The 14,058-nt window shown below is 64.1% G+C and carries 7 protein-coding genes; 1 reads left to right on the top strand and 6 read right to left on the bottom strand.

Annotated elements, in window-relative coordinates:
• Positions 1 to 73: 73 nt before the first annotated feature.
• Positions 74 to 10,420, top strand: a complete 10,347-nt coding sequence (locus tag ACLSSQ_RS15975; RefSeq protein ID WP_416243224.1) for a M10 family metallopeptidase C-terminal domain-containing protein — start codon at positions 74 to 76, stop codon at positions 10,418 to 10,420.
• Positions 10,421 to 10,471: 51 nt separating this feature from the next.
• Here the strand turns inward: ACLSSQ_RS15975 and ACLSSQ_RS15980 are convergent, their stop codons facing one another.
• The 6 genes from ACLSSQ_RS15980 to gmhB form a co-directional block, all read right to left on the bottom strand.
• On the bottom strand, positions 10,472 to 11,080 hold the full coding sequence (locus tag ACLSSQ_RS15980; RefSeq protein ID WP_416243225.1) for a hypothetical protein: 609 nt from the start codon (positions 11,078 to 11,080) through the stop codon (positions 10,472 to 10,474).
• A gap of 7 nt (positions 11,081 to 11,087) precedes the next feature.
• Positions 11,088 to 11,450 carry a response regulator gene (locus tag ACLSSQ_RS15985; RefSeq protein WP_130459397.1) on the bottom strand — a complete coding sequence of 121 codons (363 nt, stop codon included), beginning with the start codon at positions 11,448 to 11,450 and terminating at the stop codon, positions 11,088 to 11,090.
• A 136-nt stretch (positions 11,451 to 11,586) separates the two neighbouring features.
• Positions 11,587 to 11,973, bottom strand: a complete 387-nt coding sequence (gene gloA / locus ACLSSQ_RS15990) for a lactoylglutathione lyase (protein WP_416243226.1) — start codon at positions 11,971 to 11,973, stop codon at positions 11,587 to 11,589.
• Positions 11,974 to 11,996: 23 nt separating this feature from the next.
• Entirely contained in the window at positions 11,997 to 12,773 is a 777-nt protein-coding gene (locus ACLSSQ_RS15995) for a M48 family metallopeptidase (RefSeq protein WP_416243227.1), read from the bottom strand.
• On the bottom strand, positions 12,751 to 13,494 hold the full coding sequence (locus ACLSSQ_RS16000) for a lysophospholipid acyltransferase family protein (RefSeq protein ID WP_416243228.1): 744 nt from the start codon (positions 13,492 to 13,494) through the stop codon (positions 12,751 to 12,753). Before ACLSSQ_RS16000 ends, ACLSSQ_RS15995 begins: the two co-directional genes overlap by 23 nt.
• A gap of 4 nt (positions 13,495 to 13,498) precedes the next feature.
• On the bottom strand, positions 13,499 to 14,047 hold the full coding sequence (gene gmhB, locus ACLSSQ_RS16005; RefSeq protein ID WP_014236303.1) for a D-glycero-beta-D-manno-heptose 1,7-bisphosphate 7-phosphatase: 549 nt from the start codon (positions 14,045 to 14,047) through the stop codon (positions 13,499 to 13,501).
• Between the last annotated feature and the right edge of the window lie 11 nt (positions 14,048 to 14,058).

A 14,058-nucleotide genomic window follows, 5' to 3' on the forward strand; every position in this document is an offset into this window, starting at 1 on the left:
CAACTCCCGAATTGAGGGTTCAATCGACTATGGTGGAAATTTCATCGTTACCGGGAACAATCTGCTCGGCTCTGTGCTAACCATCAAATATCTGTCCTACACGGACAATTCTCCTGCCGCTACCTTGGAGTTATTCGGCTCAGTCACCAGTACAGGCAGTTCTGTCAGTGGCACGGTAACCAAGATCAACTACAGCACCAGCAATCTCTCCTTCGAACTGATCGGCGCCATCCCCATCAATTCCTATGGCACCGCCAACAGTTTCACTGCCAGCAAGATCAGCTATACGTTCAACAGCGGCGGACACACGGTCACCGAAACCTTCGAAGGCAGCCTCACCTTTAACAACGGCAGCGTTTCCGGCACCGTTAAATCAGCCGAGTTCTCCATCGACGGCCAGTACATCAAGCTATCCGGCTTGAATCAGGGGTTTTCCTTTTTTGATACAGACATCACGGCAGACTCCCTGTATAGCACCCTATTGGCGGGCAACGACACCATCACGGGAACGGTAGCCAACCAATTCTTGTACGGCTATGCCGGTAACGACTCACTAATTTCAGGCGGAGTAGCAACGACTATGAGCGGTGGAACTGGTAACGATACCTATACGGTGGACGACGTTAGCGATGTGATAACGGAAGCGGAAAACGAAGGAATCGATACCGTCCTCTCCTCAATCAGCTACACGCTGGGCGCCAATGTCGAAAACCTGACCCTGACAGGGATGGCCCATCTGGCAGGCACTGGCAACGAACTAAAAAACACCATTATCGGCAACAGCGGTAACAACGCCATCGATGGCGGTGGCGACATTGATATTCTCAAGGGCGGCAAGGGCAACGATACCTATACTGTGGATATCGTCCAAAGCGGCAGTGGCGCCTCTGCAACCGCGGTTCTCCAGGACACCGTCACCGAACTCCTCAACGAAGGCAACGACACCGTCGTCCTCCGCGGCACGGTTTCCGGCCTGACCAACGCGACCACCCTGCTCGTCGGTGCCAATATCGAGAACCTGGACGCCAGTGCCACCGGCTCCACCCTGCTGAACATTACGGGCAATGCCCTCAACAACACCCTCACCGGCAACGATGGCAACAATGTCCTCAACGGTGGCGCCGGGGCCGACACCCTGATTGGTGGTCTCGGCGACGACACCTACGTCATCGACAATGCCGCCGACGCCATCACCGAGCTCTCCGGCGAAGGCACCGACACCGTCCAGGTCGCCATCGCCACCGCCGGCGGCACCTACACCCTCGGCGCCAACCTCGACAACGCCACCCTCACCAACGCCGTCGCCTACAACCTCACCGGCAACGCCCTGGCCAATACCTTGACCGGCAACGCCGCTGCCAACACCCTTACCGGCGTCGGCGGCAACGACACCCTCATCGGCGGCAACGGCAACGACACCTATGTCGTCACCGCCGGCGATACCGTCGTCGAGAACGGCCTGGCCTCCGACATCGATACCGTCAGCGCCGACTTCTCCTATAGCCTCGGCGCCAACCTGGAGAACCTCACCCTCTCCGGCTCCGCCAACATCGACGGCACCGGCAACACCCTCAAGAACACCATCACCGGCAATATCGGCAACAACGCCATCGACGGCGGTGACGGCGTCGATATCCTCAAGGGCGGCAAGGGCGACGACACCTACACCGTAGACATCGTCAAGGTCGGCACCGGCGCCACCGCCACCGCCGCTCTCCAGGACACCGTCACCGAACTGGCCAGCGAAGGCAACGACACCGTCGTCCTGCGCGGCACCATCGCCGACCTCACCAACCCCACCACCCTCATCGTCGGCGCCAATATCGAGAACCTGGACGCCAGCAATACCGGCTCCACCAAGCTCAACCTCTCCGGCTCCGCCGTCGCCAACACCCTCACCGGCAACGATGCCGACAACCTCATCGATGGCGGTGCCGGCAACGACACCCTCGTCGGCGGCAAGGGCAATGACACCTACGTCATCGATTCCCTCGCCGACACCGTCACCGAAGCAGCCAGCGAAGGCACCGATACCGTCCGCGTCGCCGTCACCTCCGTCGCCGGCGGCAACACCTATACCCTCGACGACAACGTCGAGAACGCCACCCTCACCAACGCCATCGCCTTCAACCTCACCGGCAACGACCTCGACAACACCCTCACCGGCAATGCCGCCGCCAACACCCTGAACGGCGGCATCGGCAACGACACCCTCAACGGTGGCGCCGGGGCCGACACCCTGATCGGTGGTCTCGGCGACGACACCTACGTCATCGACAATGCCGCCGACGCCATCACCGAGCTCTCCGGCGAAGGCACCGACACCGTCCAGGTCGCCATCGCCACCGCCGGCGGCACCTATACCCTCGGCGCCAACCTCGACAACGCCACCCTCACCAACGCCGTCGCCTACAACCTCACCGGCAACGCCCTGGCCAATACCTTGACCGGCAACGCCGCTGCCAACACCCTTACCGGCGTCGGCGGCAACGACACCCTCATCGGCGGCAACGGCAACGACACCTATGTCGTCACCGCCGGCGATACCGTCGTCGAGAACGGCCTGGCCTCCGACATCGATACCGTCAGCGCCGACTTCTCCTATAGCCTCGGCGCCAACCTGGAGAACCTCACCCTCTCCGGCTCCGCCAACATCGACGGCACCGGCAACACCCTCAAGAACACCATCACCGGCAACATCGGCAACAACGCCATCGACGGCGGTGACGGCGTCGATATCCTCAAGGGCGGCAAGGGCGACGACACCTACACCGTAGACATCGTCAAGGTCGGCACCGGCGCCACCGCCACCGCCGCTCTCCAGGACACCGTCACCGAACTGGCCAGCGAAGGCAACGACACCGTCGTCCTGCGCGGCACCATCGCCGACCTCACCAACCCCACCACCCTCATCGTCGGCGCCAATATCGAGAACCTGGACGCCAGCAATACCGGCTCCACCAAGCTCAACCTCTCCGGCTCCGCCGTCGCCAACACCCTCACCGGCAACGATGCCGACAACCTCATCGATGGCGGTGCCGGCAACGACACCCTCGTCGGCGGCAAGGGCAATGACACCTACGTCATCGATTCCCTCGCCGACACCGTCACCGAAGCAGCCAGCGAAGGCACCGATACCGTCCGCGTCGCCGTCACCTCCGTCGCCGGCGGCAACACCTATACCCTCGACGACAACGTCGAGAACGCCACCCTCACCAACGCCATCGCCTTCAACCTCACCGGCAACGACCTCGACAACACCCTCACCGGCAATGCCGCCGCCAACACCCTGAACGGCGGCATCGGCAACGACACCCTCAACGGTGGCGCCGGGGCCGACACCCTGATCGGTGGTCTCGGCGACGACACCTACGTCATCGACAATGCCGCCGACGCCATCACCGAGCTCTCCGGCGAAGGCACCGACACCGTCCAGGTCGCCATCGCCACCGCCGGCGGCACCTATACCCTCGGCGCCAACCTCGACAACGCCACCCTCACCAACGCCGTCGCCTACAACCTCACCGGCAACGCCCTGGCCAATACCTTGACCGGCAACGCCGCTGCCAACACCCTTACCGGCGTCGGCGGCAACGACACCCTCATCGGCGGCAACGGCAACGACACCTATGTCGTCACCGCCGGCGATACCGTCGTCGAGAACGGCCTGGCCTCCGACATCGATACCGTCAGCGCCGACTTCTCCTATAGCCTCGGCGCCAACCTGGAGAACCTCACCCTCTCCGGCTCCGCCAACATCGACGGCACCGGCAACACCCTCAAGAACACCATCACCGGCAACATCGGCAACAACGCCATCGATGGCGGTGACGGCGTCGATATCCTCAAGGGCGGCAAGGGCGACGACACCTACACCGTGGACATCGTCAAGGTCGGCACCGGCGCCACCGCCACCGCCGCTCTCCAGGACACCGTCACCGAACTGGCCAGCGAAGGCAACGACACCGTCGTCCTGCGCGGCACCATCGCCGACCTCACCAACCCCACCACCCTCATCGTCGGCGCCAATATCGAGAACCTGGACGCCAGCAATACCGGCTCCACCAAGCTCAACCTCTCCGGCTCCGCCGTCGCCAACACCCTCACCGGCAACGATGCCGACAACCTCATCGATGGCGGTGCCGGCAACGACACCCTCGTCGGCGGCAAGGGCAATGACACCTACGTCATCGATTCCCTCGCCGACACCGTCACCGAAGCAGCCAGCGAAGGCACCGATACCGTCCGCGTCGCCGTCACCTCCGTCGCCGGCGGCAACACCTATACCCTCGACGACAACGTCGAGAACGCCACCCTCACCAACGCCATCGCCTTCAACCTCACCGGCAACGACCTCGACAACACCCTCACCGGCAATGCCGCCGCCAACACCCTGAACGGCGGCATCGGCAACGACACCCTCAACGGTGGCGCCGGGGCCGACACCCTGATTGGTGGTCTCGGCGACGACACCTACGTCATCGACAATGCCGCCGACGCCATCACCGAGCTCTCCGGCGAAGGCACCGACACCGTCCAGGTCGCCATCGCCACCGCCGGCGGCACCTATACCCTCGGCGCCAACCTCGACAACGCCACCCTCACCAACGCCGTCGCCTACAACCTCACCGGCAACGCCCTGGCCAATACCTTGACCGGCAACGCCGCTGCCAACACCCTTACCGGCGTCGGCGGCAACGACACCCTCATCGGCGGCAACGGCAACGACACCTATGTCGTCACCGCCGGCGATACCGTCGTCGAGAACGGCCTGGCCTCCGACATCGATACCGTCAGCGCCGACTTCTCCTATAGCCTCGGCGCCAACCTGGAGAACCTCACCCTCTCCGGCTCCGCCAACATCGACGGCACCGGCAACACCCTCAAGAACACCATCACCGGCAACATCGGCAACAACGCCATCGATGGCGGTGACGGCGTCGATATCCTCAAGGGCGGCAAGGGCGACGACACCTACACCGTGGACATCGTCAAGGTCGGCACCGGCGCCACCGCCACCGCCGCTCTCCAGGACACCGTCACCGAACTGGCCAGCGAAGGCAACGACACCGTCGTCCTGCGCGGCACCATCGCCGACCTCACCAACCCCACCACCCTCATCGTCGGCGCCAATATCGAGAACCTGGACGCCAGCAATACCGGCTCCACCAAGCTCAACCTCTCCGGCTCCGCCGTCGCCAACACCCTCACCGGCAACGATGCCGACAACCTCATCGATGGCGGTGCCGGCAACGACACCCTCGTCGGCGGCAAGGGCAATGACACCTACGTCATCGATTCCCTCGCCGACACCGTCACCGAAGCAGCCAGCGAAGGCACCGATACCGTCCGCGTCGCCGTCACCTCCGTCGCCGGCGGCAACACCTATACCCTCGACGACAACGTCGAGAACGCCACCCTCACCAACGCCATCGCCTTCAACCTCACCGGCAACGACCTCGACAACACCCTCACCGGCAATGCCGCCGCCAACACCCTGAACGGCGGCATCGGCAACGACACCCTCAACGGTGGCGCCGGGGCCGACACCCTGATTGGTGGTCTCGGCGACGACACCTACGTCATCGACAATGCCGCCGACGCCATCACCGAGCTCTCCGGCGAAGGCACCGACACCGTCCAGGTCGTCATCGCCACCGCCGGCGGCACCTACACCCTCGGCGCCAACCTCGACAACGCCACCCTCACCAACGCCGTCGCCTACAACCTCACCGGCAACGCCCTGGCCAATACCTTGACCGGCAACGCCGCTGCCAACACCCTTACCGGCGTCGGCGGCAACGACACCCTCATCGGCGGCAACGGCAACGACACCTATGTCGTCACCGCCGGCGATACCGTCGTCGAGAACGGCCTGGCCTCCGACATCGATACCGTCAGCGCCGACTTCTCCTATAGCCTCGGCGCCAACCTGGAGAACCTCACCCTCTCCGGCTCCGCCAACATCGACGGCACCGGCAACACCCTCAAGAACACCATCACCGGCAATATCGGCAACAACGCCATCGACGGCGGTGACGGCGTCGATATCCTCAAGGGCGGCAAGGGCGACGACACCTACACCGTGGACATCGTCAAGGTCGGCACCGGCGCCACCGCCACCGCCGCTCTCCAGGACACCGTCACCGAACTGGCCAGCGAAGGCAACGACACCGTCGTCCTGCGCGGCACCATCGCCGACCTCACCAACCCCACCACCCTCATCGTCGGCGCCAATATCGAGAACCTGGACGCCAGCAATACCGGCTCCACCAAGCTCAACCTCTCCGGCTCCGCCGTCGCCAACACCCTCACCGGCAACGATGCCGACAACCTCATCGATGGCGGTGCCGGCAACGACACCCTCGTCGGCGGCAAGGGCAATGACACCTACGTCATCGATTCCCTCGCCGACACCGTCACCGAAGCAGCCAGCGAAGGCACCGATACCGTCCGCGTCGCCGTCACCTCCGTCGCCGGCGGCAACACCTATACCCTCGACGACAACGTCGAGAACGCCACCCTCACCAACGCCATCGCCTTCAACCTCACCGGCAACGACCTCGACAACACCCTCACCGGCAATGCCGCCGCCAACACCCTGAACGGCGGCATCGGCAACGACACCCTCAACGGTGGCGCCGGGGCCGACACCCTGATTGGTGGTCTCGGCGACGACACCTACGTCATCGACAATGCCGCCGACGCCATCACCGAGCTCTCCGGCGAAGGCACCGACACCGTCCAGGTCGCCATCGCCACCGCCGGCGGCACCTATACCCTCGGCGCCAACCTCGACAACGCCACCCTCACCAACGCCGTCGCCTACAACCTCACCGGCAACGCCCTGGCCAATACCTTGACCGGCAACGCCGCTGCCAACACCCTTACCGGCGTCGGCGGCAACGACACCCTCATCGGCGGCAACGGCAACGACACCTATGTCGTCACCGCCGGCGATACCGTCGTCGAGAACGGCCTGGCCTCCGACATCGATACCGTCAGCGCCGACTTCTCCTATAGCCTCGGCGCCAACCTGGAGAACCTCACCCTCTCCGGCTCCGCCAACATCGACGGCACCGGCAACACCCTCAAGAACACCATCACCGGCAACATCGGCAACAACGCCATCGATGGCGGTGACGGCGTCGATATCCTCAAGGGCGGCAAGGGCGACGACACCTACACCGTGGACATCGTCAAGGTCGGCACCGGCGCCACCGCCACCGCCGCTCTCCAGGACACCGTCACCGAACTGGCCAGCGAAGGCAACGACACCGTCGTCCTGCGCGGCACCATCGCCGACCTCACCAACCCCACCACCCTCATCGTCGGCGCCAATATCGAGAACCTGGACGCCAGCAATACCGGCTCCACCAAGCTCAACCTCTCCGGCTCCGCCGTCGCCAACACCCTCACCGGCAACGATGCCGACAACCTCATCGATGGCGGTGCCGGCAACGACACCCTCGTCGGCGGCAAGGGCAATGACACCTACGTCATCGATTCCCTCGCCGACACCGTCACCGAAGCAGCCAGCGAAGGCACCGATACCGTCCGCGTCGCCGTCACCTCCGTCGCCGGCGGCAACACCTATACCCTCGACGACAACGTCGAGAACGCCACCCTCACCAACGCCATTGCCTTCAACCTCACCGGCAATGACCTCGACAACACCCTCACCGGTAATGCCGCCGCCAACCGCATCGACGGCGGTGCCGGCAGCGATGCCATGGCCGGCGGTGCCGGCAACGATATCTATGTGGTGGATGATCACGGGGATACCGTCACGGAAATCCTCAATGGCGGCATCGATACGGTGGAGTCCAGCGTCACCTTCTCGCTCGGCAGCCATCTGGAGAATCTCACCCTTACCGGCGCTGCCGACATCAACGGTACCGGCAATGAACTGGCCAATACCCTCATCGGCAACAGCGGGGCCAACACCCTGACCGGCGGCGCCGGCAACGACATCCTCGACGGCGGGGCCGGTGTGGACACCCTCGTCGGCGGCAACGGCAACGACACCTACTATGTCGATGAATCCCTGGATGTGATCGACGAACAGGGACCGGCAACCGACATCGATTCCGTCATCGCCACGGCCTCCTATACCCTCGGCGCCAACCTGGAGAACCTCACCCTCTCCGGCTCCGCCCACATCAATGGCACCGGTAACGCACTTAACAACACCATTATCGGCAACGACGGCAACAATGCCATCGACGGCGGGGCTGGTGTCGATATCCTCAAGGGCGGCAAGGGTGACGACACCTACACCGTGGACATCGTCAAGGTCGGCACCGGCAGCACTGCCACCGCCGCGTTCCAGGACAGCGTCACCGAAGTTGCCGGACAGGGTAACGACAGCCTTGTGCTACGGGGTGTGGTAGGCGATCTCAGCAATGCGACCACGATCAACCTGGATGTGAATATCGAGAATCTGGATGTCAGCGCTACAGGAATCACGAAGCTCAACCTGACCGGTAACGTGAGCGACAACATTCTTACCGGCAATAGCGGTGACAACATCATTAATGGGGGCGCCGGCAACGACCAGATGAGTGGCGGCGCCGGGAACGACACCTACGTCGTTGACAGCGCAGGCGATAGCGTCAGCGAATCTGCCGGACAAGGCACCGACACCGTACAGATCAACATTTCCACTGCCGGCGGTTCCTACACCCTCAGCGAAAATGTGGAGAACGGCACCCTGGGTAACAGCGTTGCCTTCGACCTCACCGGCAACGCACTGGACAACGTTCTGACCGGCAACGACAAGGCCAATCTGCTTACCGGCGGTGCCGGCGCCGACACCCTCAACGGCGGTGCCGGCAACGACACCCTCAACGGCGGCATCGGCAACGACACCCTCAACGGTGGCGCCGGGGCCGGAGATATTGCCGTGTTCAGCGGCAATCATGGCGACTACACCGTCAGCTACAACAACGGGATATTTACGGTTGCCGGTGCCGATGGCACCGATACCCTGCAAGGAGTTGAATTCCTCAAGTTTGACGACAGTATCGACGTCATCCCGATCCAGACCATGCTGGGTTCCGTTGCCACGGAGATCGACAGCACACCTCCCCAGCACGCCATCGATGCCCTCGATTCAGGTTACACCTGGCAACCGACCACCATCGGTCAACCTCTGGTCATCAGCTACAGTTTCATGACTGCCGTTCCGAGCTATTACCCCACCACTGGCCCGGATCAGATTTATTCATTCCAGGCGCTGGATGCCGCCCACCAGGCCGCCATCGAAAAGGCACTGGGTATCTACGCCAGCCTGCTCAACGTCACATTCCAGGAGGTGGCCAGCGGCGGCACCCTGCAGTTCGGCTCCAATTATCAAGGCTTCTACAATTCGGCCGGCTACGCCTACCTGCCCCACGGAACCGGTACCAACAACGGCACCGACATCGGTGGCGACGTCTGGCTGGCCAATGACCAAAGCACCTTCAACCAGCTTGCCGATGGGGAATACGGTCTGGCCACCATCATTCATGAAATCGGCCATGCCCTGGGCCTCAAGCATCCGGGCGACTACGGTGCCGGCGAACCGGGCCCCTTCCTGCCGACGGCGGAGGACAATTACCTTTACAGCATCATGTCCTACAACGCGGACAGCTATACCGTCTCCTACGATGGCACCTACATCTATCTGAATCCCCTGTCGCCGAGCACGCCCCAGGTATTCGACGTTGCTGCCCTGCAGGACATGTACGGCGCCAACACGGCGACCAACAACGGCAATACGACGTACACCTTCAGCAACGACCCGTTCATCAAGACGTTGTGGGATGGCGGAGGCAACGACACCATCAGCCTGGCCGGCCTGAGCCACGGCAGCGTGCTGGACCTGCATGCAGGCAGTTTCTCCGACATCAACTACGATGCGACGGGTGCGTCCGCCTTGCCAGACGGCTTCATCAAGTCCGACATCCCTGTCGGCTGGTGGAACTACCTTTACACCGGCGATGACAACTTCAACATCGCCTACGGCGTCACCATCGAGAATGCCATCGGCAGCTCCAACGCCGACACCATCATCGGCAACGAAACGGCCAACGTTCTCACTGGCGGCCTGGGTGCAGACAAGTTCGTGTTTGAGGACAATCCGGTCATGGGCGTCATCGACACCATTACGGACTTCGTCTCCGGCACGGACAAGCTGGTTTTCGAGAACAGCGTATTCACTGCCCTGGGCACGGCGACCGGCACGCTGGCGGCAACCATGTTCGCCAGCGGCGACAATCTGGCCGGAGGACTGGACGCAAGCGACCGCTTTGTCTTCGACTCCAGCGACGGCAGTCTCTACTACGACGTGGACGGTTCCGGTGGTGCCGATGCAATCCTCATTGCCCAGCTCACCGGCGTCACCAACCTGAAGGCCAGCGACATCCAGATCATCTGAGGCCTGGACAAAAAAAGGGGGCGCAGCCTTGCGGTTGCGCCCCCTTTGTATTCAGGCGGAGCGGATGTGCACCAGCGCCGGATCATCCCAGTGTTCCAGCAGGATGCGGCGCACCCGGTCCTGCCAGAGGTGGCGGAAATCACGGCCGTCCGCCTCGCTGGCTTCGCCGCTGAGCAGGGCCTGGAGCAGGCCGCCCATACGGGGATCGGGAGGGACGGAGGACAGGTCGAGACTCAGGGTGACGGCGCTGCCGTCGTCCAGGCGCCGGAAGGTGAACGTGCCGCCACCGCCCTGGCCGAAGGCCAGCAGGTTGCGGCGCGAGTGCTGGCCGGCCAAGCCCTTGAAACCGCCGCTGCCGGCGGCGCCGGTGAGCAGGGAAAGTACGCTGGCGATGACGCCGGTGACACCCTCGTCCAGGGAGTCGCCGCAACTGACGTGGAAATTGCCCCGCCGGGGCACTTCGCTTCCGTACAAGCGGCCCAGGGCGCGGCTGGCGAGCATGTAGGCGCCGGCCACCGTGGGGCAGGAATGGCCGGCCAGGCGCACGGCATCGGCGTAGCGATATTCGATGAGGCCACCTTCCGCCGCCCCCAGGAATTCGGCCAGGGAATCCCGCAGCAGGATCGGCGGCACCTGGGCGAAGAAGGCGGGGAAGGTCATGCTCCGCTCAGCCGCCGACGAGGGCCATGGCTTCGGCGACGGAAACCGGCGTCACCGGCTTGCGCACGAACTGCACCGCAAGGGCGGCCGCCTTGTCGCGAATGGCATCCTGGATATTGGCGGTCAGCAGGGCCAGCTGGGCCGTGCTGCCCTGGGCCCGGACCCGGGAGGCGAACTCCAGGCCGTCCATGCCGGGCATGTTGTAGTCGATGGTCATCAGGTCGAAAGCCTGCCCGTCGCACTTGGCCAGGGCCTCGTCGCCGGTGCCGGCCTCTTCCACCGTCCAGTCCGGATGCTTGTCCAGCATGATGGCGCGGATCATCATCCGGCTCACCCGGCTGTCGTCCACCACCAGAACGCGCTTGCTCATTTCCGTTGTCTCCACTGTCAGGGGCAGTCTAGCGGGGCACCTGGCCCTGCCGCCTTGATCCAAATCGGCTTTGAGGATCGCCCATAACCCCCGCCGTCGCCAAGGAGGAAAATCACACCCTCCCTGCCGCCCAGGGTTAGCTGTGCTTCTGGATCAGTTCGATCTTGTAGCCGTCCGGGTCTTCGACGAAGGCGATGACGGTGGTGCCGTGCTTCATCGGGCCGGCTTCCCGCACCACCTTGCCGCCCCGGGTCTTGATGGCGGCGCAGGCGGCGTAGGCATCGTCCACTTCTAGGGCGATGTGGCCGAAGCCGTTGCCCAGCTCGTAGGCGGGGGTGTCCCAGTTGTGGGTCAGTTCGATCACGGCGCCCTCGCTTTCCGGGCCGTAGCCGACAAAGGCCAGGGTGAAGCGGCCATCGGGGTAATCCTGGCGGCGCAGCTGCTGCATGCCGAGGACCTCGGTGTAGAAAGCCAGGGAACGGTCCAGGTCGCCGACCCGGAGCATGGTGTGCAATAGACGCATGAAAAACTCCTGCTGTTTAAGGATCACCAGCGCGGCAGGGTCTGGGCCAGACGCTTGAGCTCGGCCCGGGCCTGCTGGTAATCGGGATAAAGTCGCTCCACCACGGACCAGAAACGGGGCGAGTGGTTCATTTCCCGCAGGTGGGCCAGCTCGTGGGCCACCACGTAATCGACCACCGCCAGGGGAAAGTGGATGAGGCGCCAGTTGAGACGGATGCCGCTGACGCGGCTGCAGCTGCCCCAGCGGGTGCGGGCCGAACTGAGGGCCAGGGGCGGTGCGGCGACACCGAGCAGAGGGGCGTAATGATCCAGGCGCTCGGCGAACAGGGTACGGGCCCGCGCCTTCAGGGCCTTCTCCAGCAAGGGGCGCGGATCCTTGGCTTCAGGCAGGCATAGCTGGAGATGCCCGTCGATCCAGGAGATGCGGGCAGGGCCGGCCGTGATGCGCACCGATATTGCCTCTCCGAGCAGGGGCAGGGACATGCCGTCGCTCACGCTGACCGCCGTCTGGATCTGGCGCTGGCGCCATTCCTCCAGCTTGCCCAGGACCCAGTCCTGATGCTGGTGGATCAGCTTCTCCACCTCCCGCACGGAAGCGCGCAGGGGCGCACCGACCCGCAGGCCCCGGTGGTCGATGGTGAGGCCGATGGTGCGCCGGCGGCTGCGCCGCAACTCGTAGGGAATCAGTCGTTCGCCGAGCAGCACGGCGGCGCCCCGGGCGTCCGCCGGCGGCCGCTCTGCCGGATCGCGAAAGAGGGCCAGTTCGAGCTGGGGGGAATCAGGCTTGCTGGGACGACCCATCGCAATAACGGTGCGGGGAGATGCGGTGCATCTCGCCTTCGATCCAGGCTTCCACCTGGCGGTTCACTTCTTCCACCGTCAGGCCGCTGGCGTCGATAGCCGGACCGAAGCTGATGGTGACGGTGCCCGGCTGCTTGATGAAGGCATTGCGCCGCCACACCTCGCCGGCGTTGTGGGCCACCGGCACCACCTTGGCCTTGGCCTGCACCGCTAGGTGGGCGCCACCGGGCTTGTAGCGCTTCTTCTGGCCCGGAGCGACGCGGGTGCCCTCGGGGAAGATGATGACGCTGATGCCACGCCGCAGCAGGGCCGTGCCCTGTTCGGAAACCTGGGCCAGGGCATCCATGCCGGCCTTGCGGTCGATGGCGATCATGCCGATGGCCTTGAAGGCCCAGCCGAGAAAGGGCAGCAGCAGCAGTTCCTTCTTCAGCACGAAGACCATGCGCGGGAACCACTGCTGCAGGGCCACGGTTTCCCAGGCGGACTGGTGTTTGGAAAGCACCACCACGGCCTCGTCGGGAATGTTCTCGATGCCGACGACCCGGGTACGGATGCCCAGCACCCCGCGCACCAGAAGGCCGAGGAAGATGGAACGCCAGATGTCGATCAGGACGTAGGCGGTGTTCACATGGAACGGCGCGACGACACAGACCAGAGCGCCGAAGAAGGCAATCAGGGGGACCGACAACAGGGTGAACAACAGGGAGCGGATCAGGGCCATAGGGTCAGTTCTTGCCGTTGCCGAGCAGATGATCGACGGCGGCGGAGAGATCGGGGAAGACTTCGGTGGCGTAGGGCAGGTCGCCCTCTTCCTGGGTTTTCTCGCCCTTGCCGGTGAGCACCAGGATGGGGGAAGCGCCGGCCCGGGCGGCGGCCTGCAGGTCGCGCAGGGAATCGCCGATGGCCGGCACGCCCTTCAGTTCGGCGTTGTACACCGCGGCGATGCGCTGGAACATGCCGGGCTTGGGCTTGCGGCAGTCGCAGCCCGCATCGGCGGCGTGGGGGCAGTAGAAGATGGCGTCGATGCGCCCGCCCGCCGCCGCCACGGTCTTGTGCATCTTTTCGTGGATGGCGTTGAGGGTATCCATGTCGAACAGGCCGCGCCCGACGCCGGACTGGTTGGTCGCCACCACCACCCGGTAGCCCGCCTGGTTCAGCTTGGCGATGGCTTCCGGGCTGCCGGGAATGGGCTTCCACTCGGCCGGGCTCTTGATGAACTGGGCAGAGTCGAAGTTGATGACGCCGTCCCGGTCGAGGATGACAAGTTTCTTCATGGTTGCGTTCG

Source organism: Azospira sp. APE16, from assembly GCF_047901315.1.
GTDB classification, from domain to species: Bacteria; Pseudomonadota; Gammaproteobacteria; order Burkholderiales; family Rhodocyclaceae; genus Azospira; species Azospira oryzae.